Genomic DNA, 24,040 nt, shown 5'->3' with positions numbered 1-24,040 from the left:
GCTACACCTCTGTCATGCGGGCCAGTATCTCCTTGGCATATCTGGTATGATTTGCCTCATACTCCTGTTTAAGGAGAGCTATGGAGCCCTGGCTTCCCTCCATCTGTCCGCCAAGAAGTCTCTTCTTTTCCTCCTCCAGCTCGTCCCGGATGGCCTGCAGTTTCTTCTCTGTCTCCTCCTCCAGTTGCCTGTCAAAGGCTTTTTTTCTGTCTTCATACTCCCTGTCCAGCTCTGCCTTCTGCTCCTGAGCATGAGCCACAATGGCAGAGGCTGCATCCTCGATTTCCGTTAATCTGCCGATAACTGAGTCCATAGAAAGCCTCCTTTTTGTACGAAATGCCAATTTACTCTAATGATACACCTTTTGAAGAAAAAATCAATCACTTTCAGCAATATTTCAGCATATGAAAATAGCACTGATCTCATGTCTGAAATCAGTGCCTTTTCCCTATAAATATACTTTCAGATCCTTTGAAAATTGTTCTTCCAGCTTCACCAGCTTCTCCGCCAGGGAACGGCTCTCTCTGGATGCCTCCTTGTACCTGTTCTGTGCCTCTGTAATCCCCTGGATCCCCATATTGCAGCCGTCCATAAGAAGCTTTGCGATCTGGCTGCCGCTCTCGTCTATCAGAAGTTTGACATTGGTAGTGATCCAGGACATGGCCGAGACGGCCAGCCCGGCCTGGGGCTCCTCTTCACCTTCCTCCGCCAGAAGCCTGTCCGCTTCCCTTTCCAGATCCCTGTGCTTTTTCCTGTATCCGCTGACCAGCTCCTGCATCTTCCTGTCCTTTATATGCTCCCGTATCTGATCAATACTTTCTGCAGCCATCTTGCAGCCTTTGCTGCATTCTTCCAAAAGTTTCCTTGTCTGCTCACCCATACGTTCTTGGCCCCTTCCTGGTATATTTGCTTTTACTGCTGCAGATAGTATGGGTTATAATTCGTATTTGTATACTCTGTAAATAAAGCTTTCCTTTTCCATGGTGAAGGATCTGATCAGATCGTTCTCGCTGTCGTACTCGCCCCAGATGCCCTGCATGCCGCTGTCAGCCACCACATTGTCCCCGATCTCCTGCACGCTGCTGACATAGCCCGAGTAGGGGAGCTCAAAGCTTTCCACGAGCTCATAGCTTCCGGAGGTCTCATCCACCAGATATTTGTAATAGTAGGACGTGGTCCCGTCCACAGCCTCACTCTGGATACCGTCGATAATGCTCCAGTCAAAATCCGGCCGGGTCTCGCTGACGCCGATATTGTTGTTGAACATGTAAAGGTAATACTGTCCCTCCGGCAGGCTCTCATCCTCCACACTGTCCTGCTCTGTGTCCGTGGCCAGGAGCAGGATATTCCCGTCATCGTCAAAGACGTAGTCGTGGTGCAGCTCATACTGCCCCAGATCGTAGACGGCCGTGACCTGACCCAGCTCATCCATCCGCGCCATCTCCATCTCGGATATGCTGAAGTACATGCCCTCCTCCGAGAAGAGGAGTCGGTGGCTGCGGTAACCGATGATGGGGACCTCGCCCCGGAGAACGCCGCTGTTGTCGTAGTAATACATAAAGTCCAGCCCGTCGCTGTCATTCCCAAGGACTACATAGAGTCCCTCCTCCTCTGTCATCCCGCTTTCCTGTCCGTCGCTCTCCTGCCCCTGCTCCTCCTGCGCCCCGCATCCTGCAGAGCCTACCGCCAGGGCCAGGGCCAAACCTGCAAATACTGTTTTTTTCCGCACATTAAAATCCTCACTTTCCGACTTTTATTATACAGTCGGAAACGTGAGGATTCTTTGTTCAGCCTGTGTAAATTTTAAGATTTTTCTGTGTCTGCGGCGGCTTCCGGACCATCCTCCGGCTTTTTCTCCGCCTCCTCCATAGCTTTTTCCAGGAAATCACGCTCCGCCTCCTTGGGTCTTGGGATCAGGCGGGAGGCAAATTTCCCCTGCCCTCTTTTCTTCACATAGAAGTAGCCTATGACAGAGAAGACCACAGCGCCGACAAAATTGACAAACAGGTCCTCCATGGTGTCGTTGAGGCCGATATCCAGATACCCGCCAAGGCCCAGGCTTTCCCCGTTCACCGCCGCATCCGTGATATCCCGGATGATGACGGTGTGATTGCCGCCTGTGGGATCCAGCATCACCGTACTGATGGTATGCAGCACGGTATCCTTCTGCATGTCCAGCAGAAAGAGCTTGTCCATAGCAAACTCAAAGAACTCCCACACCACGCCGATGGTCATGGAAAAGCAGAAGGCCACTATGGACACAAAGACCGGTGAGAGCTGGATGGAAAACCTCTTATTCCGGTTCAGTATGTCCACAAGGGAAAAGCCGATGGCCGCCATCAGGAAGCCGTTCACCGTGTGGAGAGCTGTGTCCCACTGGGGGATGCGTATGTAGTAGGCCTGTATCTCCCCCAATATCTCCGCCGCAAATATAAAGAGCAGGAGTATGATCTCCAGACCGGTGGGCAGCTCGATCTTCAGGTTCACCTGTATGAAGCTGGGCACGATGAGCAGTGCCAGGGTCAGCGCGCACAGGAACACATTCTCAAAATTGCGGTTTAAGATCTGCAGGACCATCATGATGATGACGAGGGCCCTCAGGACCACATAGACCATAAAGGAGCTCTTATGCTCCCGTATCTCCATGTGGAGCGCCCTCCCCATGACTCTCCAGCGCTTTCTCCATCTTTTTTTCTTTTTCATATCCACCTTCTCTTTCCGCCCCGGCTAAAAGTCCGTCTCCGGGATCGCGTAGCCGTGGTCCATGGGGCCGCTTCCCCGGCCCAGGTCAAGTCCGGCGCGCAGGGCTCCGGAGATATAGACCTTTGCCCTGCGGATGCTCTCCTCCATGGGAAAGCCCTTCGCCAGGTTGCTGGCGATGGCGGAGGAGAGAGTACAGCCGGTCCCGTGGGTGTTGGGGTTGTCGATGCGCTCTCCCCGCAGCCAGACCAGCCGTCCCCTGTCATACAGCAGGTCGTTGGCATCGCTGACCTGATGTCCTCCCTTGATCAGCACCGCTCCGGGATACATCTCTCCCAGCCTCCTGGCCGCCTCCTCCATCTGTGCCTCGCCAGTGATGGACCTGCCTGTCAGCACCTCCGCCTCCGGGATGTTGGGGGTGATCACGGACGCCAGGGGCAGGAGCCTCTCCATGAGGGCCGCCTGGGCATCCTCCCGGAGGAGCCGGCTGCCGCTCGTGGAGACCATCACCGGATCCACCACGATATTCGAGGCCTTCCACTTTGTCAGGCTGTCCCCGATCACCCGGATGAGGGGGGCGGAGGAGACCATGCCGATCTTCACCGCGTCCGGGAAAATATCTGTAAAAATGCAGTGAAGCTGACTCTCAAGGAACTCCGGCGAGGACTCCATGATCCCGTACACGCCGGTGGTATTCTGGGCTGTCAGGGCCGTCACCGCGCTCATGGCGTACACCCCGTTTGCCTGCATTGTCTTCATGTCCGCCTGGATGCCCGCGCCGCCGCTGCAGTCACTCCCGGCTATGGTGAGTACACATTTCCTCTTCATTTCTCTATCTCCTTCATCTGCCTGTAGTCTGTAATGTACACATCCGCCTCTGCCCGGATCAGCTCCATCTCCTCCGCAGCAGACTTATCCTCCACGGCCACGGTGTAAAATCCCGCCTCTCTGGCATTCTGTATCCCCTTCAGGATATCCTCAAATACGATGCTGCTGCCCGGCTTCGTTCCCAGCCGCTCTGCCGCCAGGCAGTACACCTCCGGCGTGTCTTTGCCGTGGGGCGTCTCCGAGGACAGGGCAAAGGCATGAAAATAATCGTAAATGCCGTTATTTTTCAAGGCCGCCTCAAAGAGGACCGGCTCCGAGGATGTGGCCGCGGCAATCTTCACTCCCACTCTGTGGAGATATTCCAGGTACTCCGCAGCGTGAGGCTTAAGCCCGATCTCCCGCTCGTACATTCCTCTTGCCAGGGCAAACCACTCCTCCATGATGGCCGCCTCGCTCTCCTCCATGGCATACCGCTTCTTTGTGTAGGCAGCTGCCTGGGGGAAATTCATATTGGTCAGCGCTTTCAGATAACTCTCCTCAATGGGAAGCCCGTGCCGGGTCAGGAACCTGCCGTCCACGCTCTCCCAGATCCACATGGAGTCCAGGATGGTCCCGTCCAGGTCAAACACTGCGCCCTCCCACATTTTCCCGTTGTATTTTATCATCTTCCGGTTCCTCTCCTGTCCTTCTCTTTTCAGCTGCGGAAACCTTCCGACAGCTCCCGGGCTGCCGCCTCTATGTCCTTCGCCGCGATCACAGCGGACACCACGGCCAGGCCGTCGATGCCGATGCCTTTAAAGTTCTGATAGGTCTGCTGGTTGATGCCGCCGATGACCACAATAGGAAGGTCAACACTCTCCCGTATCTTAAGGAGCTCCTCCCGGGAGGTGACATCCGCGTCCTCCTTGGTGCTGGTGGCGTACATGGCCCCCACGCCAAGATAGTCCGCCCCGTCTGCCGCCGCCTTCACGGCCTCCTCCACACAGCCGGCGGAAACGCCCACCACCTTGTCCGGGCCCAGTATCCTCCTGACCTCCTTTGCCGGCAGGTCGTCCTGTCCCACATGGACGCCGTCCGCATCCACAGCCAGGGCAATGTCCACCCGGTCGTTGATGATGAGGGGAACCTGATACCTGTCCGTTATCTGCCTGACCCTCTGCGCTGTCTCATAAAACTCCAGGGATGTGCAGTCCTTCTCACGGAGCTGCACTACCGTGCAGCCTCCCCTGACTGCCTGCTCCACCGCCTCCTCCAGGGTGTCCGTGCTCATGAGTCCCCGGTCCGTGCACAGATATAACGTGTAATCAATCTTATCTTTCTTCAATGTCTGCTCTCTCCCTTATACTTTTTTCACTCAGTCCTCCCACAGCGTCAAGGAGGGCCATGTGGAAGCTTCCGCACCCCAGGTGCCCCGCCTTCTCAAAGGCCGTCTCCCCGGCGATCCCCATGGCCGCCAGGGCGGCCACGGCAGCGGAGAAGACCTCTCCGCTGTCCCCTGCGGCTCCTGCAAAGGCCCCGGCCAGGGCGCTGGTCATGCAGCCCGTCCCGGTCACCCGGGCCATCATGGCGCTGCCGCCCCGTATCCTCGCCATATGCTTTCCATCTGTCACCACGTCCGCCTCGCCGGTCACCGCCACGGTACAGCCAAGCCGCCTGGCCGCAGCCAGGGCCGCCTCTGTCCGGTCAATCCCCCGGTCTGCCTCGGACACATCCACGCCCTTTTCACAGGAGGCGAGGCCCGCCGCAAAGGAAATCTCCGACACATTGCCCCGCAGGATATCCACCCTGACCTCCCGGATGAGCCGCTCTGTCATCTCCTGTCTGAGCCGGGAGGCCCCCGCCCCCACCGGGTCCAGGATCACGGGGATCCCTTTTTCATTGGCCTTCTTTCCGGCACGGACCATGCCCTCCAGCTTCCGCCTGGAGGGGGTGCCCATGTTGAGGACAAGGGCGGAGGCCGCCGCCGCGATCTCCTCTGTCTCCTCCGGGTCGTCCGCCATGATGGGGGATGCCCCAATGGCAAGGAGGATATTGGCACAGTCATTGGCTGTCACATAGTTGGTGATGCAGTGGACGAGAGGCCTTTTCCTCTTCAGCTCTGACAGCAGCCAGGCCGTCTGCTCCGCCAGCTGTCCCGCTGTCTGTCCGTCCATGCTTCCCCGCCTGTTTTCTTTTCCAGTCTTTTCTCCCCGCATTAGTTTGCCTGCTTTCCTCCCTGTCTTTTTTGTCCCGGCCGCTGCCGGAAAATTAGTTACAGTATAACGCCCGGCCTGTAAAAATACAAGAGCCGGGCGCTGGCATTTATGAACTTATATGATACCGCCTAATCCGCGGATACACAGCCCTCTTCCCTCTCGTCCGCAATGCATTCCGCCACGCACAGGCCGTTGGCCGAGGCCTGCATCAGCCCTCTTGTGATGGAAGCTCCGTCTCCCATGGCGTAGAGCCCGGATAGAGAGGTGTGGAACTGCCTGTCTGTCACCACCTTGTTGGAGTAAAACTTCACCTCCACCCCGTAGAGCAGCGTCTCATCGCTGGCAATGCCGGGCGTCACCCTGTCCAGCGCCTGTATCATCTCCTGGATAGCTGTCATGATCCGGTGGGGCAGCACGAGCGAAAGGTCTCCCGGGACCGCATCCTTCAGTGTGGGCACCACGTTGCTGCGCACCAGACGCTCCTCTGTTGTCCGGCGCCCCCTCTTCAGGTCCCCGTACCTCTGCACGAGGATTTTTCCCCCGCTCAGCATATTCCCAAGCCGGGCAATGTGTTTTCCATATTCAATGGGAGACTTGAAGGGCTCGGTAAAATTCTTGGACACAAGAAGAGCAAAATTGGTGTTCCGCGTCTTCATATCCTGAGATTTGTAAGCGTGTCCGTTCACAACGGCAAGCCCCCCGTCGTAGTACTCTGTGGCCACCTCCCCTGAGGGGTTGGTGCAGAACACCCGCACCTTGTCGTCAAACGTGGGAGTATAGTAGACAAGCTTGGCCTCGTAGAGCTTCTCGTTCAGCTCCTTCATGACCTCGTCCCGGACCTCTACCCGGACGCCCACGTCCACCGTGCCGCTCCGTGTCCGGATCTGATGCTTTTCGCACAGCTTTGCGAACCACTCAGAGCCCTCTCTTCCCACCCCGGCTGCAATGGCCCCGGCCCGGTATTCCTGCCCGTCCTCCGTCACAACGCCGACAGCCCGTCCGTCCTCCGCCAGGATGTCGCGGACCATGGTGCGGAACAAGATCTCCACACCCACGTCCAGCAGATGCTGCTGGAGCCTTGCGTAGATCTTGTAGCCTTCTTCCGTCCCCAGATGGCGGATGGGGCACTCGATGAGCTTCAGGTTGGCACGGATGGCCTTTGCCCGGATGGTGTCGATGGCATCCGGGTCATCGATGCCGTAGACCTTTTTGTCCGCACCGAATTTCAGGTATATCTCATCCGCCCTGCGGATCAGCTCCTGCGTCCTGTCGTACCCCAGTATCTCCGGCAGAGTGCCTCCCACATCCGGGGAGAGGGAAAGCTTCCCGTCAGAGAAGGCTCCCGCCCCGGCAAATCCGGTGGTGATGGAGCAGGGCCGGCACCCCACGCACTCCTTTGTCACCCGCTTGGGGCAGGAGCGGTCCTCTATGGACCGCCCCTTCTCGATCATGAGTATCTTCATGTCCGGATGCAGTTCTTTCAGGCGGCAGGCACAGAAAATCCCGGACGGGCCTGCTCCGATGATAATGACGTCATACTTTTTCATAGCTTGTCCCTTCTCTAGTTCAAAAATGCTTCCACGATCACGCCCTCTGCCTCCTCCTCGGTCATTCCGAAGGTGCGCAGCTTGATGAGCTGCTCGTTGTTGATCCTTCCGATAGCCGCCTCGTGGATGATGGCCGCGTCCAGATGGCGGGCGTCTATCTCAGGGATGGACCGCACCTGGGCCTCATCCATGATGATGGAATCACACTGGATATGGGCGTGGCATTTGGCCTCTCCCACAGCCCTGGGGTGGAAGACCTGAGTAGAGCTTCCCTTGGCCACAGACCTGGAAATGATCTGGGCGGAGCTTCCCTCCCCCTTCATGTAAACGGCCATATTGGACTCCGCCTTCTGTCTGTCGTGGGTCATCAGCTTCTCCACCACATAGAGCCTGGCGTTCGCCCCCATGGTCACCTCCGTCTCCCGTACGGTGGAGTCCACGCCCTTGATCTGGGCAGTGTCCAGGGTGAACATGGAATCTTCCTCCATATAAATCTTTGTCACCGGGTTCAGGACCCTTGCTCCGGTCCCCTCGCCCTCGCCGTAATGCTTTTCCTCGTAGCGGACATTGGCCCCCTTCCCCACGTGGAAGGCGTGGATGCCGTCATGGCGGCTCTCGTTGCAGCCGCTGTTGTGGATGCCGCAGCCGGCCACAATGGTGACGTCCGCTCCGTCGGCGATGTAGAAGTCATTGTACACGATATCCACCATACCGGAGGTGCTCACCACCACCGGGATATGCACCTGCTCGCCCTTTGTATCCCCGTCTATATACACATCTATACCGGGCTTGTCTTCCTTTTTCTTTATCTTGATGTGCTCCGTGCTGCCGTGGCACAGGGAGACTCCGTTCTGCCGGAGATTGAACGCGCCCTCCTGTTTAAATCCGGAGCCGCTGTCTATCTGCCGCAGCACCTGTTCTGTTATCTTATCTAATAATGCTGGCATCTGTCATCTTCTCCTCTCTTTTCGCTTTCCGCCTCTTCTTATGCCTGCTGGTCCATACATGTGCAGGACGGCTCCTCCTTGAGGAGCGTGGGGAGCACTTCCTCCCTTGGGCCGATATTTTTTATCCTTCCATCGTCGATGACCATGATCCTGTCCGCCATGCGGATGATCCTCTCCTGGTGGGAGATCAGCATCAGCATCTGGTCCTTCTTCTCATGTATCTTTTCAAACTGCTGTATGAGCATGGAAAAGCTCCACAGGTCAATGCCCGCCTCGGGCTCGTCAAAGATGCAGAGCTTGTGGCTCTTGGCCAGCACTGTGGCGATCTCAAGGCGCTTCATCTCTCCGCCTGAGAGGGTCCCGTCAATCTCTCTCTTTAAATATTCCCTGGCGCACAGTCCGACAGCGCTCAGCATCCGGCAGGCCACCTGCTCCGGGAGCTGCTCACCTGCAGCCAAAGACAGCAGACGGTCCACCGTCATCCCCTTGAACCTCGGGGGCTGCTGGAACGCAAATCCAATCCCCGCCTTGGCTCTGTGGTCAATGTCGTAGTCTGAAATATCCTCCCCGTCCAGGATGATCTGCCCCGCGTCGGCCTTCTCGATCCCCATCAGCACCTTGGCAAGGGTTGATTTTCCGCCCCCGTTGGGGCCTGTGATGACCAGCATTTCCCCGTTCTCCACGGTGAAGCTGATATCCTTCACGATGCTCCTCTCCACACCGTTTTCGTTCACTTTAAAAGTCAGGTTCTTTACTTCAAGCATCTTCCTGATCTCCTTTCCGCTTTTGCTGCATATTGGTGTATGATCTATCCGCTTTTTCTGCCTCCCGCGCCATGTTCCTGTATTTTCCCGGCGAGACGCCGGTGCTCTCCCGGAACCTTTTTACAAAATAGCTCATATGATTGAACCCGCAGGAAAAACAGATATCTGTGATACTGTCGTCCGTCGTCTCCAGCTGATGCGTGGCCTGCCTGATGCGGTAGCTGTTCAGATAGCTCTTGGGGCTCTGTCCCGTGATCCTCTGAAAGCACCGGAAGCACTCGGTCCGGCTGATGTGCACCTGCCGCGCCACATCCTCCACGGAGATATCCTCCTGGTAATGGTCCTGGATAAACTGCAGGATTTTCCTGGCCCTCTCCTCATAGGCCATCTCGCGGGGCCCTCCGTCCTCTGCCTCCCTCTGCTCTTCCCGGCTTCTGATAAACAGCTCCCAGGCCTGGGAGAGCTGGTTGCGCAGGCGCATCTCTGTGAGCCACCCGTCCTCTCTGCTCATGCAGTAGATCCTCCGCAGGCAGACGAGAAGCTGCTCCTGCCACGGGCTTCCCCGGCGCAGCGGCTCTCCCCGCAGCCCGGCATCCTCCATGACCGGCTCCACAAATTTATGAAAGATAAGGTTCTCCGTTCCACCGGAGAGAAACTGGGGCAGGAAGACAATGGATATACTCTCGCTGTCCTCGTAATTCCCGAGTACCCGGTATCTGTGGAGCACGCCCGAATTCACAAATACGCCTTCTCCCTCCCCGATCCTGTACCGCCGCTCATTCAGCCCGCACTCAAACGCCCCTTTAAGCGCCACCATGAACTCCATCTCGTCATGGCAGTGCCAGTCCTCAAGATGCTCCCGGTAGTGCGGGAAATCATTGAAATATACCTGAAAAGGGAAATCCTTTGTCCCGTGCTTCTGTAATTCATACATGGTCTGATCCACCAGGATACGCTCCTGGCTGCGCAGGTGACTCACGCAGGCTCCCTCCTTTATCACATCTGGTACAAATATTACATGAATTGGTCTGAATCTGACAGACACCGGAGCATTCCGGCACTATAATTATATAGTATGTATCCGGTATGTCAAGTGGGGCAATACAATTGCAGATGCCTCCCAAAAGGATCTCCGGCATATTCCACTGTATCACAAAGGAGCGAACATGCGATGGACAACGAAAAAACAAGACGTATCCTGATGACTGTCTGCGGCATCAGCCTGAACGGCATTGCTGTAGGCATGTTCAATTTTTCTGACTTCGGCATGGACCCCTTCCAGGTCTTCGCCCACGGCCTGTGGAACCTGGCTCCCCTGGGCTTTGGCACATTCTATATGATGCTGAACCTGGTCCTGCTGGCGGGCATGTTCTTTCTGGACAGAGGGAAGATCGGGCTTGGGACCTTTATCAATCTCTTCCTCCTGGGCTACGTGGCAGAATTTTCCGGCTGGGTCTGGGACACTCTCTTCCCCCATCCCGGCCTGGCGCTAAAATGCGTCTTTCTGCTGGCAGGCATCCTGCTCATCAGCCTGGCCGCCGCCCTGTATTTCACGGCGGACCTGGGTGTATCCACCTACGATGTCATCGCTCTGTACCTGGATGACCGCACCCGGTTTCCGTTCCAGTACCTGCGCATTGCCACAGACATCATCTGTGTTGTCATTGGTTTTTCCCTGCATGCCACCGTGGGGATCGGCACTCTGGTGACAGCCTTTTTCATGGGACCTGTCATTGCCTTCTTCCGAAAATATGTGTCGGAGCCTCTGCGGTACGGGAAAGCCGGGGCGGTGTCGGTATGAAAAATGCTTCGCAGACGCAGAAGGGGCAGCGCCCTACAGCGCTGCCTCCCTGTATGCCTTTCCTGTCTCTACATCTTTCCAGGTGAACACGCCGTCCTCCAGCATCATATAGCTGTGGGCGCTGTTCTCCTTGGGAATGGACACAGAGCCGGGATTGATATAGTATTTTCCGTCAAACTCCTCCAGCACCGGCACATGGGTGTGGCCGTGCAGGAGGATGTCTCCCTCTTTCAGCATAGGGGGATGGGTCGTATTGTGCTGATGCCCATGTGTTGCAAAGATCATCCTATTCCCGGTATACAAAATGCAGTAGTCCGCCAGGATCGGAAATTCCAGCACCATCTGATCCACTTCCGTGTCGCAGTTGCCCCGAACGCACAGGATCTCCTCCTTTATATCATTGAGCATGGCCAGCACCTCTTTCGGCGCGTACTCGCGGGGCAGGTCGTTCCTTGGACCGTGATAGAGGATATCTCCCAGAAGCAGCAGCTTATCCGGCTTCTCCTCTCTGTATCTCTCCAGGAGGCTCCGGCAGTAATAAGCGCTCCCGTGTATGTCTGATGCGATCAGTATCTTCATTTCCTGTTTTCTCCTTCTTTCAGCTTGTCATATATTTTCTCTACGTCATAATCCGGGGCATAGTCCGCGGCAACTTCGCAGATTGTGTGAATCACTTCTATTTTCTCTTCCAGTGCACCTGCAATCTCCTCTACACAGATCTTTCTTTTTAACTTCGCACAGACCTGTGAAATCAGTTTTTTCTCCGCCCCGGCTGCAAGTCCTTTTTCTTCCGACTCCCGGAGTTCATCTGCAAACAACTCTCTCAGCGCTTCGCACATATTTTTCTCCTCCTTTACGTTCTCCCAGTTGGCCCTGATGATGAGGTCCATAGCAGCCTGATACCACCTGGAATGACTGTGTTCTTCATAGCGTTTCATCAGTTCCTCAATCTCGTTTCCCCTTTTCAGATTTCCTCTTAAATGCTGCATCCAGTAGTTATTCTCCGGTGACAATCGGGGCGGAATCAGAAGCTGCATGGGAACGGGATCCCCCTCCAGATAGTAGATCCCCTCCTCTATCCTTCTTGCCTTGATTTCCCGAACCTCTTCCAGATGCCGCAGAAATTTCCTTGGAAAACGGCTGCACACAAAGGTCAGTGTCAGATCCTGAGGATGGATCTCCATCACCCTGTCTGTGTCAGACTGATAAACGCAGGCATATCCATCTGTAAAGGCTTCTTAGTCAGCTGAAACTCTTCCCTTATATCCAGACGGCTGAGTTCCTCTTCCAGCTCGATACGCAGGGCAGCGGCAAATGCCGGATGCCATTGCAGCTTTTCGCTGGCTTTTTCGTTTGTCTTCTGCTCCACAGGCCCTCCTCCTTTGTTTTCGCAGGAGGCCCATGTAAGGCGTTTCCTCTTTCCATCCAGAACCTCTCTGCTTATTTTGATCGTGAAAAATAAGCATTAAGATTTCTGACAGAAATGCCGGAGAGTAACCGGCGTTCTTCTTTGACACGGCAGACACCGCATGAGAATATGAGAAAAATAATGCCTGCAAACAGAATAGCATACTTCCCCCGCCGCCGCAAGAATATGTGACATAAAATTTTCTCATGAAAAATAGGCTTCGCCTATTCAGCTCCCCCTGCCCCCCAATCATGAGGGGTTAGGGGTTCCCTTTTGTTACTTTTTCTTGCATAATGGACTTATGAATATCTTACAAAGAATCTTTGCAGACCATTATGAAGAAATTAAATATACTCTTCATCCCAGAAAAACTGAGATGGAAAATATTGATAAGATGCTCAACTACGGTGATCCCTCATTTGGCGGCGCCATGTACTCCTGCCCCCACTGTGGTAATTTCAAGTTTGTTGCTTTTCGTTGTCACAGCCGCTTTTGCCCTTCCTGCGGAAACAAATATGCTATGGAACGCACCACCAGTATGTCTTTTAAGCTCGTCAGCGTTCAACACCGCCATTGCGTTTTTACCATTGATGAAAACCTCCGCAACTTCTTCCTTCAGGACCGTTCCCTCCTCAACTGTCTCTTTCATTCCGTCTCCAGTGTCATATCCCGTATGTTTTTCAATCTGAACCATGCCAAGAACTTCACTCCCGGCTATATCATGGTTCTCCACACTTTTGGCAGAGATCTCAAATGGAATCCTCACATCCACTGCATCCTTTCCGAAGGTGGTTACAGTGATGACGGCTTCTGGCGTCATGTGAAACACTTTAACTTCAACTATCTCCGTAATGCATTCCGCACTGCCCTTCTCAATGAACTGGAAGACAGGATTGGACCTTCTTTTAAAAAAGTAAAAGCGCAATGTTACACTCAACACAAACAAGGCTTCTATGTCTATGCAAAACCCAATCTTTGCGATCCGAAAGTAGTTGCTAAATACATTGGCCGTTATCTTGGCAGGCCCGTCATAGCCACATCCAGGATCGATCGGTATGATGGAGATACCGTTACTTTCCACTATAACCGCCACGAAGATGAGCAGTATGTGGAAGAGACTTTACCTGCCATAGATTTCATCAAACGTCTCATCCGTCACATTCCGGAAAAACATTTTAAAATGATCCGCTATGGCGGTCTGTATGCAAGACACCGTAAGATTGATTCAAAACTGCACCGCGTCATTTCCAGAGAAAAACACAAGATATACCGCAGCTTCACTCAATGGAGGACCTCTATTTTCCTTTCTTTCGGTTATGATCCTCTGTATTGTCCTGAATGTAATCACAAAATGGAGTTCCTGGAACTCTATTACAACCATAAGCGCGTATCCCTCGAAGAAATGTACGAGATAGCCATGTCCAAATCTCGTGGAATGCGTTCCTCTGCATAGTACTGTTATGATATAATCCTCTCAAAGGAGGATGTTTACCATGAAACCAGATATCGAGGAACTGCGCAAAAAATACATAGAAAATCCACCGGAAGGAATGACATCCGAGGACATTCGCCATATGAGCGAGGATGACCTTCTGGATATGGATTATTTTCTAAATGAAGACGATCCTTTTGACGATTTGTTTGGTGAAGAAGGTTTTTATATCTTCTAACCTGACCATCGTCTTATTGTCATTCCCACGCACGTGTTTACCAAGCTCAAGTTTGGTGAACGCGTGTTTCTTTTACTTTCTGGAAAAATCGGAATTTCCTATAAAGTGAAAAAATCCGCATCCAGGACATTGCCGACGAGCTGTACCTGAACGCAAATTATCTGTCCGAGATATTCCGGCAGCACGAGGGTCTCACCATCACGGATTTTATCCTGCGCGAAAAGGTCGGGCTGACAAAAAACCTGCTCTCCTACTCCCCCTACTCCTACAGTGAGATCGCCGCCTACCTGGGCTTTTCTTCCCAGAGCCATCTGGGAAAGACCTTCAAGAAGCACACCGGCATGACGCTGAAGCAGTACAGGGATCAGTTTGGCGTGCGGGAATTCTGAGCTTCCCGCACGGCCACGGAAAAGGCAGGCTTACGAAAGCCTGCCTTTAAAATCTTCATAGCCGAACCGGCGCACCAGTTCCATGCTTCCGTCCTCCCTCTCAAGGACAATGTCCGGAAGGGCCATGCCGTTGAATGTATTGTTTTTTACCATGGAGTAGATGGCCATGTCCTGGAACTCCAGCACGTCCCCGGTCTCCAGGGGCCGGTCAAAGGAGTAGTCTCCGATCACATCCCCTGCCAGACAGGTGGGGCCTGCCAGACGGTATGTGAAGGCTTTCTCCCCGGGAAGGCCTGCCCCGGAAAGGGGCGGGCGGTAGGGCATCTCCAGCACGTCCGGCATGTGGCAGGCGGCGGAGGCGTCCAGGATGGCTGTCTGCACGCCGTTTTCCGTGATCTCCAGCACACTGGTCCGAAGCGTCCCGGCCTGCAGCGCCACCGCCTCCCCGGGCTCCAGATAGACTGTCCCTCCGCAGAGCTTCTGCACCCGGCGGATGCACTGCTTCAGCGTCTCCATGTGGTACCCCGGGCGGGTGATATGATGTCCTCCGCCCAGGTTCACCCACTTCATCTTCGCCATGTACACGCCGAACTTTTCCACCACCGCTTCCAGCGTCACCGCCAGGGCGTCTGCGTCCTGCTCGCACAGAGTGTGGAAATGCAGCCCCTCTATCCCCTCCAGAAGGTCCGGCGTCTCCGCAAGGGCCCTCTCAAGCTGGGAGAGGGTAGTCCCCAGCCGGGAACCGGGGGCGCAGGGGTCGTAGATGGCGTGGCCCTCCTGGGTGGAGCACTCCGGATTGACACGAAGTCCCGGGCTCCTCCCCGCCGCCAGGATCTGCCTCTTGTATCTCCGTATCTGCTGGGGGGAGTTGAGGACTACGTGTCCGCAAAGGGAGAGGATTTCGCCCATCTCCTCCTCCCGGTAGGCGGGGGAGAAGATGTGGTTCTCCTTCCCCATGCACTCCGCCCCCAGCCTGGCCTCGTAGAGGCCGCTGGCTGTGGTCCCTGCCAGATAGTTTCCTATGAGGGGGTAGACCCGGAACATGGAGAAGGCCTTCTGAGCCAGCAGGATCCGGCATCCCGTCTCCCGGGCCAGGCCGGCAAGCTGCTCCAGATTTTCCTTGAGCGCCCGCTCCTGCACGATGTAGCAGGGCGTATGTATCTTGCTTTGTCTCATCTTTCTCTCCTAGTCCACCAGCTCCGGGTCCTCGCTGACCTTCCAGGGAAGTCCCCACTTGTTCAGCGCTTCCATGAACGGATCCGGGTCAAACTCTTCCATATTATACACGCCCGGCTTCTTCCATGTGCCGTTTAAGATCATCATAGCGCCGATCATGGCCGGCACGCCTGTGGTGTAAGCCACTGCCTGGGAGCCCACTTCTTTGTAGCACTCCTGGTGATCACAGGTATTGTAAATGTAGATCTTCTTCTCTTTTCCGTCTTTCTTTCCCACAAAGATGCAGCCGATGTTTGTCTTTCCCTTTGTCCGCGGTCCCAGGGAGGAGGGATCCGGCAGCACGGCCTTTAAGAACTGCAGGGGCACGATCTCTTTCCCCTCAAACATAATGGGTTCAATGGAGGTCATTCCCACATTTTCCAGGCACCGCAGGTGGGTGAGATAGCTCTCCCCGAATGTCATAAAGAAGCGGATCCTCTTGATGCCAGGGATATTGAGAGCCAGCGACTCGATCTCCTCGTGGTGGAGAAGATACATATCCTTCGGGCCGATCTCCGGGAAGTTGTAGACCCGCTTGATCTCCATGGGCTCTGTCTCCACCCAGTGTCCGTCCTCCCAGTAGGAGCCTTTGGCGGACACCTCCCGGATGTTGATCTCCGGGTTGAAGTTGGTGGCAAAGGGATAGCCGTGGTCTCCCGCATTGCAGTCCAGGATGTCGATATAGTTGATCTCGTCAAAATAGTGCTTCAGCGCGTAGGCGGAGAACACACTGGTCACTCCCGGATCGAAACCGCTTCCAAGAAGAGCTGTAAGGCCTGCCTTCTCGTAGGCGTCCCGGTAGGCCCACTGCCATTTGTACTCAAATTTTGCCGTGTCCTCGGGCTCGTAGTTGGCCGTGTCCACATAGTGTACGCCGCAGGCCAGGCAGGCGTCCATGATATGAAGATCCTGGTAGGGAAGAGCCAGGTTCAGCACCACCTCCGGCTCCACTTTTTTGATGAGAGCCTTCAGCTCCTCCACATTGTCCGCATCCACCTGGGCGGTGGTGATCTTTGTCTTTGTAGTGCCCTCCAGCTTCTCCTTCAGCGCGTCACACTTGGACACGGTGCGGCTGGCGATGCAGATCTCTGAAAACACCTCGCTGTTCTGGCAGCATTTCTGGATAGCCACGCTGGCCACTCCTCCGCATCCGATGATCAGTACTTTTCCCATTTCTAATATCCTCCTTTTCTTCTCTCTTTTCTATTTTGTTCCAAGGGCGATGAGCATCTCCCTTATGATCTTGCATGCCGCGGCCGTGGAAGCCCCTGTGGGGTCAAAAGGCGGGCTCAGCTCTGTCACGTCACACCCGATGACCTCTGCCTTCCGGCACACTTCCGTCACGGCTCTCTGCAGCTCCATATAACTTACGCCTCCCGGCTCCGGCGTTCCCGTCCCGGGAAAGACGGAAGGGTCCATCACATCCAGATCTACTGTGAAGTACACCGGGACGCCCTTCAGTTTCTCCAGCGTCTCCCCCAGCCCCTCCAGGGTGAAAGGATGAAGATCCGTGTGTCCCTCCCGGGCCCAGGCAAACTCCGCCCTCTCCCCGGAGCGGATGCCGAACTGGTGGATGCGGCCATCCCCCAGCAGCTCCCAGCACCGCCGAAGGACGCAGGCGTGGGACAGCTCCACCCCCAGGTAATCCTCCCGCAGGTCCGTGTGGGCGTCAAAGTGCAGGATGTGAAGATCCGGATATTTCCGGGCCGCCGCCCGGACACTTCCCAGGGTCACCAGGTGCTCTCCCCCGATGAGGAAGGGCAGCTTCCCGTCCCGGAAGATCTCCCCGGCCGTCTCCTCGATCTGATCCAGCACCTTCTCCGAACTTCCGATGGCCAGCTCCAGATCTCCCATGTCAAAGACCCGGCACTCCTCCAGGCTTCTGTCCTGGTAAGGGCTGTAAGTCTCCAGCCCGTAGGAGTCCGCCCGGATGGCGCCTCCGGCAAAGCGGGTCCCCGGCCGGAAGGAGGTGGTGGAGTCAAAGGGCGCCCCGTAAAGGACAATGTCCGCCTCCTCATATGTACAGTCACATCCCATATAATCTACAATATTTTTATTCAACATCTTCCAGCAGCTCCTCCACATAGACCGGCAGGGCGAACACCCCTGCGTGCAGTCTCGGTTCATAGTATCTTGTGCGGATGCCTTTCAGCTTCCAGGCCACGGCGTTTAAATCCTCCAGGGGATGGTACTTTTTTGACGCAAATCCAAAGAGCCAGTGCCCCGACGGGTAGGAGGGCAGGTGGGCCTGGTACACCCGGCAGATGGGAAAGGTCTCCACGATCCGCTTGTGCATCCGCTGGCACTGGAAAGCCTCCTCCGTGTAAAAAGGACTCTCATTCTGGTTGACCATGATGCCGTCCTCCCGGAGGGCATTGTAGCAGTTCCCGTAAAACTCTTTTGTGAACAGTCCCTCCCCGGGTCCGAAGGGGTTGGGGGAGTCGATGATGATGAGGTCGTACCGGTCTGTCTGGGAGCGGATGAACCGCAGGCCGTCCTCGTGAAAGATCTCCACCCTCTCATCGTTGAGACTGCAGGCGATCTCCGGGATATATTTCCGGCAGACCTCCACAAGGAGCGGATCCATCTCCACCACATCGATGTGGCGGATCTCCTCGTACTTGATCAGCTCCCGTACCACACCGCCGTCGCCTCCGCCGATGACAAGCACGTCCTCCACATGGGGATGCACCGCCATGGGCACGTGGGTGATCATCTCGTGGTAAATGAATTCATCCTTCTCCGTCAGCATCAGATCCCCGTCCGCCACAAGGATCCGGCCGAACTCCCGGGAGTCCAGCACATCGATCCGCTGGAACTCGCTCTGGGCGCTGAAAAGCTGTTCCTTGATCCGGATGGACAGCTTCACGTCCTCTGTGTGTTCATCTGAAAACCACATTTCCATGGTCTACACGCCTCCCTTCTTCTCTGTGACAACATTGAGCTTCTCGATCTTCTCATCCTCCGGCCCGGTCATGGAGCAGCCTTTCTCCTTGGCGTAGAGGATGTACTCGATGATCTCGTCCGTGATCTCCTCCCCCGGCGCCAGGATGGGGATCCCCGGCGGATAGCACATGACGAACTCACTGCAGATCCGCCCCTCCGCCTCCTGGATGGGGAGCTGTTCCTTGGGCGCGTAGAAGGACTCCTGGGGCGTCATCACCACCCGGGGCGGTATGTACTCCTGGGAGAGCATACCTGTCTTGTCCTTCTGGTAACGCCGCTTGATGTCCGCCAGGGCGCTGACCAGGCGCTCCACCTCCTGCTTCCTGTCGCCGATGGACAGGTAAGCCAGCATGTTTCCCAAATCCCCGAACTCGATCTGGATGTCGTACTCATCCCGCAGGATGTCGTACACCTCAATGCCGGCCAGGCCAATGTCCAGGGTGTGGACAGACAGCTTTGTGGGGTCGAAGGCATAGACGCTGTCCCGGTTCACCAGCTCATCGCCAAAAGCGTAGTAGCCGCCGATCCGGTTGATCTCCTCCCGCGCGTACTCTGCCAGCTCCGCTACCTTCGCGAAGGCCTCCCTCCCCCGCAGGGCCAGATTTCTCCTGGAGATGTCCAGGCTGGAAAGCAGCAGGTAGGAGGCGCTGGTCGTCTGGGTCAGATTGATGATCTGCCGCACGTAGCCGGGGTGCATGTCCTTCCCCACCAGGAGGAGGGAGCTCTGGGTCAGGCTCCCGCCGGACTTGTGCATGCTCACCGACGCCATATCCGCCCCTGCGGCCATGGCTGTCACAGGGAAGTTTTCCCCGAAGTAAAAGTGGGTGCCGTGGGCCTCGTCCACCAGCACCTTCATGCCGTGGCTGTGGGCCGCCTCCACAATGGTCCGAAGATCGGAGCAGATGCCGTAGTATGTGGGGTTGTTCACAAACACGGCCACCGCGTCCGGGTTGTCGCGGATGGCCTGCTCCACCTGCTCCACTTTCATGCCAAGGGAGATCCCCAGATGCCGGTCCACATCCGGGTTCACATACACCGGCCTTGCGCCGCACAGGACAAGGGCATTGATAATGCTCCTGTGGACATTCCTCGGCATGATGATCTTATCCCCCTTTTTACAGCAGGCCAGGGCCATGCTCTGGACCGCCGATGTGGTGCCGCCCACCATGAGAAAGGCGTGGGCCGCCCCGAAGGCCTCCGCCGCCAGCTCCTCCGCCGCCTTGATCACAGAGACCGGATGGCACAGATTGTCCAGCGGCTTCATGGAGTTTACATCGATATTGACGCACCTGTCCCCCAGAAGCTCTGAGAGCTCCGGGTTCCCTCTTCCCCTCTTGTGCCCCGGCACGTCAAAGGGCACGATCCGCATCCTCCGGAACTGCTCCAGCGCCTCGTAGATGGGGGCATCCTCCTGTACATATTTTTTCATGCTTCACTCACTCCTTCCTGCAGCGCCTGCGGTCCCGCCGGAGGACTCTTATCCTGCCCGGGCGTCCCAGGGACTTTCCGGCAGAACAAAAAAACGCAGGCAGAAGGGCACCTTCCACTTGCGTTTCATCACTCTATCACAAATATACATACAGACACACCCGCAGAAAAATCCTTTCGCGTTTCCTGGTGTCATGTTATGGACAGATATGGGACCTTTTAGAGTCTATATAGCAAATATTTTTACTTTTACTACTCTTATTGACCGTTTCACAAGTTTTGTATGCCTTTTTGCACACTGGTTATAAAGTAACCAACTTATAAAATTTGAGCTTCTAACTCAATCAATAAGGCAGCCTGTCTCTCTGCTGCCGAAAAAATATTTGCATGGAAGCCATATCTGTTTTCCATACGTGTTTACTTATATCACATTTTTTGTAAACATGCAAGAAATATTTTCAGAAAAAACCGGTCTAGGAATTTTTCATCACAACCTCTTCCACCACGTCCGCCACGTGCTCGCAGGCGTCCGCGCACTTCTCCAGGTAGGTGTAGATCTCTCTCCAGGCCAGGATCTCCAGCACATCTCCTCCCTCCGTATGGAGCGCCCTCATGCTGGCAAAATAGATCCTGTCCGCCTGCTCCTCCAGGGAGTTGATGCGGATGATACTCTCATTCAGCTTTTTGGAGCGGCGGAAATCCGGGAACTCCTTCACAAGGGCGCACACCTCCTCCGTGCAGGCGATGACGATGTCCAGCATCCTGAGGGCGTCCGGACGGATGGTCTGCACATTGTTCATGTAGATGCGGATGAAGACCTCCTCCGCCTTGTCAGTCAGCTCATCGATATTGTAGCTTAAGGATATGATATCCTCCCTCTCAATGGGGGTGATGAAGGCCTTGGCCAGCCGGTCTGTGAGCTGATGCTTCTTTTCATCCGCCTCGTGCTCGATCCGGTGGATCTCCTCCATATTCTCCTCCATTTTCGCCGGGTCAAAGGCCGTCAGCTTCTCCTTCAGAAAATGGGTCGCTTTTCTTGCAAGCTCCGCACACGCGGCAAAATTATCATAATAAAACGCGTCCTGTTTTTTTGACATTGTTCTTTTCTCCTTTTCTCCTGTATTTTACCTAAAAGGCAGCCATGAATATCTTGGCCATCACAAAGCTGATAATGCCGCACCCCGGGAATGTGAAGATCCAGGTGAGCATCATGTCCTTCACCACATTAAAATTAATGGCGGACAGCCGCTTCACCGCACCCACGCCCATGATGGCGCTGGTCTTTGTGTGGGTGGTGGATACAGGGATGCCGAACACGCTGGAGAGGAGCAGACAGAAGGCCCCTGCCAGGTCGGCAGAAAAGCCCTGGTAGCGCTCCAGCTTCACCATGTCCATGCCCACGGACTTGATGATCTTCTCTCCTCCCACGCTCGTCCCAAGCCCCATGACGATACTGCACAGGAGCATGAGCCACACCGGGATCTCCATGCCGCTGACCGAATTCTGGCCGTTGCAGAAGGCGATGCCAAGGAACAGCACGCCGATAAATTTCTGGCCGTCCTGAGCCCCGTGCATGAAGCTCATGGCGGCGGCGCCCACGATCTGGGCTCCCCCGAAGAACCGGTCCGCCCTGCGCCTCTCCATGTTCTGACAAAGGACCGTGATGGCCCGGCAGATGACCCAGCCGGTGATAAATCCGAGAGCCAGGCTCAGCACAAGGCCGTAGATGACCTTGACCCACTCCGCCCCGTTGATGCCGCCCACGCCGCCCTGGATGGCGATGGCGGCGCCGGATATGCCCGCAATGAGACTGTGGCTCTCACTGGTCGGAATGCCAAAGACCGAAGCGGCCACACTGTACACCACGATGGAGATGAGGGCCGCGCACAGGGCCACCAGAGCCTCCTGGGTATTGCTGCCGAAGTCCACCATGTTGCTTATGGTGGATGCCACGGAGCTGTTGATCTGGGTCATGACAAACACACCCAGAAAATTGAAGGCCGCACTCATCATGATAGCCGTGCGGGCCGGCAGACATCTCGTCGTCACGCAGGTGGCGATGGCGTTGGGCGCGTCCGTCCATCCGTTGACGAAGATCACGCCCAGCGTCAGGAGCAGCGTAATGACAAGGACCGGGCTGCCGGACATGGCATCCAGGAAATAACTTAACGAAACATCCATAAACCTTTTCCCTCCCGCCTGCTGTTTACAGGCTTTCCTCAAATGTATTGATATTATCAGCCTTTCCGATGACTACGATGATGTCGCCGTCCTTAAGCTGGTAATCAGGCTGCACCTCTATGGTAGTCTCGCTGCCGCTCTCTATGGCAATGATGTTCAGGCCGTATTTCCGCCGGAGCTGGATCTGCTCCACGGTTTTTCCCACCATCCTCTCCGGGATGCGGATCTGTGTGATCTGCACGCTGTGGTCCAGGGGGATATAGTCCAGGAAATTCCCGGACAGAAGCCGGCGTCCCAGACGCAGTGCCATATCCCGCTCCGGGTAGACCACCTCGGCGCCCAGCTTTTTCAGCACAGCGCCCTGCTCCGGCGACAGCGCCTTGGCGATGACCCTGGGAACTCCCATCTCTATCACGCTCATGGTAGTCAGGACGCTGACATCCACCTTCTCGCCAATGCAGACGATGACCACGTCGCAGTTGTGGATACCCGCCTCCCTCAGCGCCTCCATGCTCAGGTCATTTGTCACAAAGGCATAGTCTGTATAATTTCGCATTTCCCGTATGGAGCTCTCCTCCCGGTCCATGACGATGACGTCATTGTCGGACTCTGCCAGCGTCACGGCAAGTGCCATGCCGAAGCGTCCCAGACCAATGACTCCGTATGTTAATTTCGATTTTTTCCTCATGATTTTTTCTCCTCTATCAGCCGATGGCAATATTCTCCTCTGAGTAGCGTATCTTCGGTTCCGGATGGCTGATCCAGATAGTGAGGAGCGTAAACGCTCCCAGCCTTCCGATAAACATGACAAAGATAATGACGATCTTGGCCGCCACACTTAAGCCAGGCGTGATACCCGTGGAAAGTCCTACCGTTCCAAAAGCGGACACCACCTCAAAGAACACCTGGATAAACGTGCGGTCCGGCTCCAGCACACACAGAAGGAAGGTGGCCACGCACACCACCATCATGGACAGCACAGTGATCATGCTGGCTTTTGAAATATTCTGCCGGGAAATACTTCTCCGGAACGCGCAGACATTTTTCTTCACACATGCGCTCCTGGCCGCCTGGAACAGCACAAAGAAGGTGCTGGTCTTGATACCGCCTCCGGTGGATCCCGGCGAAGCGCCGATGAACATGAGCACGCACAGGACGAAAAGCCCGGCGTTCGTGAAATCTCCGATGGCATAGGTGGAAAATCCCGCCGTCCTGGCCGACACGCTCTGGAAAAACGCTCCCAGCCAGGAAATATCCTCCGTGGCCTTTAAAAGCAGCGTGCCCGCGATGATCAGCACAATGCTGGTGGAGATGACCACCTTGGAGTGGAAGGACAGCTTTTTAAAGCACCTTTTCTTTGCAATGTCCAGAATGACCAGAAAGCCCAGGCCGCCGAATATGATCAGCCCGGCCGTGGTCAGGTTCAGAAGGACGCTGTCCTGGTAAATGGTCAGGTTCCGAAGGCCTCCCAGGATGTCAAATCCCGAGTTGTTGAAGGCCGCGATGGAATGGAAGATACTGATGCCTGCCGCGTGGAGCGGCTCATGGTCCCGGCTGAACACAGGATAGCTTAAGATGGCCCCGGCCGTCTCAAAGAGAAGCGTCATCAGGAGGACAGACCGTATGAGGCGCACCATCCCCTTGTAACTGTCCACGTTCAGGGCTTCCTTCACGAGAAGCCTTGTCTTGATACTCACCCGCTTTCCTGCCGCCAGCATCAGTCCCACGCCCACCGAGGTCACTCCCAGGCCGCCGACCTGTATCAGCAGAGCCACCAGTCCCTGCCCGAAGGCCGTAAAATGGTCCGCCGTGTCGATGGCGATCAGCCCCGTCACACAGACAGCGCTTGTGGATGTAAACAGCGCGTCGATGAAGGACACATGCGCTCCGTCCTTCACGGATACAGGCAGACACAAAAGCACGGCCCCCAGAAGGATCACTGAGGCAAAGCCTATCGCTATCAGCCGCCCGGCAGGCTGTCTCTTAAAAAATCCGATAAGTGTTATTCTGCTTTTCATTTT

The 24,040-nt window shown here is 55.5% G+C and carries 28 protein-coding genes; 4 read left to right on the top strand and 24 right to left on the bottom strand.

All coding sequences use genetic code 11. The features are described from left to right. Position 1: 1 nt before the first annotated feature. The 12 genes from B5E62_RS12195 to B5E62_RS12140 form a co-directional block, all read right to left on the bottom strand. Positions 2 to 313: a hypothetical protein gene (locus tag B5E62_RS12195; protein WP_076780445.1), complete on the bottom strand. Its 312-nt coding sequence runs from the start codon at positions 311 to 313 to the stop codon at positions 2 to 4. A 135-nt stretch (positions 314 to 448) separates the two neighbouring features. Then, on the bottom strand, positions 449 to 880 hold the full coding sequence (locus B5E62_RS12190; RefSeq protein WP_076780443.1) for a hypothetical protein: 432 nt from the start codon (positions 878 to 880) through the stop codon (positions 449 to 451). 54 nt (positions 881 to 934) lie between these two features. Then, positions 935 to 1,729, bottom strand: a complete 795-nt coding sequence (locus B5E62_RS12185) for an aryl-sulfate sulfotransferase (protein WP_242957895.1) — start codon at positions 1,727 to 1,729, stop codon at positions 935 to 937. Between the two features lie 74 nt (positions 1,730 to 1,803). Then, positions 1,804 to 2,703 carry a hypothetical protein gene (locus B5E62_RS12180; RefSeq protein ID WP_087174820.1) on the bottom strand — a complete coding sequence of 300 codons (900 nt, stop codon included), beginning with the start codon at positions 2,701 to 2,703 and terminating at the stop codon, positions 1,804 to 1,806. A 24-nt stretch (positions 2,704 to 2,727) separates the two neighbouring features. Continuing rightward, positions 2,728 to 3,528: a bifunctional hydroxymethylpyrimidine kinase/phosphomethylpyrimidine kinase gene (thiD, locus tag B5E62_RS12175; RefSeq protein WP_087174819.1), complete on the bottom strand. Its 801-nt coding sequence runs from the start codon at positions 3,526 to 3,528 to the stop codon at positions 2,728 to 2,730. After that, complete coding sequence (locus B5E62_RS12170) at positions 3,525 to 4,193, bottom strand: HAD family hydrolase (protein ID WP_087174818.1); 669 nt, start codon at positions 4,191 to 4,193, stop codon at positions 3,525 to 3,527. Before B5E62_RS12170 ends, thiD begins: the two co-directional genes overlap by 4 nt. Before the next feature lie 29 nt (positions 4,194 to 4,222). Next, a complete protein-coding gene (gene thiE / locus B5E62_RS12165; RefSeq protein WP_275532590.1) occupies positions 4,223 to 4,852 on the bottom strand; it encodes a thiamine phosphate synthase in 630 nt (209 codons plus the stop codon). Beyond that, entirely contained in the window at positions 4,839 to 5,681 is an 843-nt protein-coding gene (gene thiM / locus B5E62_RS12160) for a hydroxyethylthiazole kinase (protein ID WP_087174853.1), read from the bottom strand. Before thiM ends, thiE begins: the two co-directional genes overlap by 14 nt. A 170-nt stretch (positions 5,682 to 5,851) precedes the next feature. Beyond that, positions 5,852 to 7,270 (bottom strand): NAD(P)/FAD-dependent oxidoreductase, encoded by a 1,419-nt coding sequence (locus tag B5E62_RS12155; protein ID WP_087174817.1) that lies wholly within the window; start codon positions 7,268 to 7,270, stop codon positions 5,852 to 5,854. 14 nt (positions 7,271 to 7,284) lie between these two features. Beyond that, positions 7,285 to 8,217, bottom strand: a complete 933-nt coding sequence (locus tag B5E62_RS12150) for a SufB/SufD family protein (RefSeq protein WP_087174816.1) — start codon at positions 8,215 to 8,217, stop codon at positions 7,285 to 7,287. 38 nt (positions 8,218 to 8,255) lie between these two features. After that, positions 8,256 to 8,981 carry an ABC transporter ATP-binding protein gene (locus B5E62_RS12145; RefSeq protein ID WP_087174815.1) on the bottom strand — a complete coding sequence of 242 codons (726 nt, stop codon included), beginning with the start codon at positions 8,979 to 8,981 and terminating at the stop codon, positions 8,256 to 8,258. Next, a complete protein-coding gene (locus B5E62_RS12140) occupies positions 8,974 to 9,960 on the bottom strand; it encodes an AraC family transcriptional regulator (RefSeq protein ID WP_087174814.1) in 987 nt (328 codons plus the stop codon). The genes B5E62_RS12145 and B5E62_RS12140 overlap by 8 nt, the downstream gene beginning before the upstream one ends. A gap of 192 nt (positions 9,961 to 10,152) precedes the next feature. Here B5E62_RS12140 and B5E62_RS12135 point away from each other — a divergent pair, with 192 nt between their 5' ends. After that, positions 10,153 to 10,782, top strand: a complete 630-nt coding sequence (locus B5E62_RS12135; protein ID WP_087174813.1) for a YczE/YyaS/YitT family protein — start codon at positions 10,153 to 10,155, stop codon at positions 10,780 to 10,782. 33 nt (positions 10,783 to 10,815) lie between these two features. Here B5E62_RS12135 and yfcE read toward each other — a convergent pair whose 3' ends face one another. Genes yfcE through B5E62_RS12120 form a run of 3 tightly spaced genes read right to left on the bottom strand, consistent with a single transcriptional unit; the run spans position 10,816 to position 12,151 of the window. Further along, positions 10,816 to 11,361 (bottom strand): phosphodiesterase, encoded by a 546-nt coding sequence (gene yfcE / locus B5E62_RS12130; protein ID WP_087174812.1) that lies wholly within the window; start codon positions 11,359 to 11,361, stop codon positions 10,816 to 10,818. After that, positions 11,358 to 11,966, bottom strand: a complete 609-nt coding sequence (locus B5E62_RS12125) for a hypothetical protein (RefSeq protein WP_087174811.1) — start codon at positions 11,964 to 11,966, stop codon at positions 11,358 to 11,360. The genes yfcE and B5E62_RS12125 overlap by 4 nt, the downstream gene beginning before the upstream one ends. Beyond that, positions 11,966 to 12,151, bottom strand: coding sequence for a hypothetical protein (locus B5E62_RS12120; protein WP_087174810.1), 186 nt, complete (start codon positions 12,149 to 12,151; stop codon positions 11,966 to 11,968). The genes B5E62_RS12125 and B5E62_RS12120 overlap by 1 nt, the downstream gene beginning before the upstream one ends. A gap of 340 nt (positions 12,152 to 12,491) precedes the next feature. On the opposite strand from B5E62_RS12120, the gene B5E62_RS17685 reads away from it, so the two are divergent. The 3 genes from B5E62_RS17685 (at position 12,492) to B5E62_RS17760 (ending at position 14,249) form a co-directional block, all read left to right on the top strand. Beyond that, positions 12,492 to 13,643, top strand: coding sequence for an IS91 family transposase (locus B5E62_RS17685; RefSeq protein ID WP_087174852.1), 1,152 nt, complete (start codon positions 12,492 to 12,494; stop codon positions 13,641 to 13,643). 40 nt (positions 13,644 to 13,683) lie between these two features. Further along, on the top strand, positions 13,684 to 13,860 hold the full coding sequence (locus B5E62_RS17075; protein WP_164488446.1) for a hypothetical protein: 177 nt from the start codon (positions 13,684 to 13,686) through the stop codon (positions 13,858 to 13,860). 113 nt (positions 13,861 to 13,973) lie between these two features. Then, positions 13,974 to 14,249, top strand: a complete 276-nt coding sequence (locus B5E62_RS17760; protein WP_087174851.1) for a helix-turn-helix domain-containing protein — start codon at positions 13,974 to 13,976, stop codon at positions 14,247 to 14,249. Positions 14,250 to 14,279: 30 nt separating this feature from the next. On the opposite strand, the gene nspC is transcribed toward B5E62_RS17760, so the two are convergent. The 9 genes from nspC to B5E62_RS12065 form a co-directional block, all read right to left on the bottom strand. Further along, positions 14,280 to 15,425 (bottom strand): carboxynorspermidine decarboxylase, encoded by a 1,146-nt coding sequence (nspC, locus tag B5E62_RS12105; RefSeq protein ID WP_087174809.1) that lies wholly within the window; start codon positions 15,423 to 15,425, stop codon positions 14,280 to 14,282. Between the two features lie 9 nt (positions 15,426 to 15,434). Continuing rightward, positions 15,435 to 16,637, bottom strand: coding sequence for a saccharopine dehydrogenase family protein (locus tag B5E62_RS12100; RefSeq protein ID WP_076780416.1), 1,203 nt, complete (start codon positions 16,635 to 16,637; stop codon positions 15,435 to 15,437). A 30-nt stretch (positions 16,638 to 16,667) separates the two neighbouring features. Continuing rightward, positions 16,668 to 17,528 carry an agmatinase gene (gene speB, locus B5E62_RS12095; protein ID WP_087174808.1) on the bottom strand — a complete coding sequence of 287 codons (861 nt, stop codon included), beginning with the start codon at positions 17,526 to 17,528 and terminating at the stop codon, positions 16,668 to 16,670. Then, positions 17,518 to 18,369, bottom strand: a complete 852-nt coding sequence (gene speE, locus B5E62_RS12090) for a polyamine aminopropyltransferase (protein WP_033124701.1) — start codon at positions 18,367 to 18,369, stop codon at positions 17,518 to 17,520. The genes speB and speE overlap by 11 nt, the downstream gene beginning before the upstream one ends. Before the next feature lie 3 nt (positions 18,370 to 18,372). Further along, entirely contained in the window at positions 18,373 to 19,839 is a 1,467-nt protein-coding gene (locus tag B5E62_RS12085; protein WP_087174807.1) for an aminotransferase class I/II-fold pyridoxal phosphate-dependent enzyme, read from the bottom strand. A 472-nt stretch (positions 19,840 to 20,311) separates the two neighbouring features. Continuing rightward, a complete protein-coding gene (locus tag B5E62_RS12080) occupies positions 20,312 to 20,935 on the bottom strand; it encodes a DUF47 domain-containing protein (protein WP_087174806.1) in 624 nt (207 codons plus the stop codon). 31 nt (positions 20,936 to 20,966) lie between these two features. Next, positions 20,967 to 22,019, bottom strand: coding sequence for an inorganic phosphate transporter (locus B5E62_RS12075; RefSeq protein WP_087174805.1), 1,053 nt, complete (start codon positions 22,017 to 22,019; stop codon positions 20,967 to 20,969). A 25-nt stretch (positions 22,020 to 22,044) separates the two neighbouring features. Then, complete coding sequence (locus B5E62_RS12070; protein WP_033124697.1) at positions 22,045 to 22,707, bottom strand: potassium channel family protein; 663 nt, start codon at positions 22,705 to 22,707, stop codon at positions 22,045 to 22,047. 16 nt (positions 22,708 to 22,723) lie between these two features. Further along, the gene (locus B5E62_RS12065) at positions 22,724 to 24,037 is read right to left on the bottom strand and encodes a TrkH family potassium uptake protein (protein WP_087174804.1); all 1,314 of its coding nucleotides are present in this window, start codon (positions 24,035 to 24,037) and stop codon (positions 22,724 to 22,726) included. Positions 24,038 to 24,040 lie beyond the last annotated feature (3 nt).

This window comes from Lachnoclostridium sp. An118 (assembly GCF_002160985.1).
In the GTDB taxonomy this organism is placed as follows: Bacteria; Bacillota; Clostridia; order Lachnospirales; family Lachnospiraceae; genus Claveliimonas; species Claveliimonas stercoravium.
The sequence above is the reverse complement of the archived record's forward strand: the minus strand, read 5'-3'. Positions and strand labels throughout refer to the sequence as shown.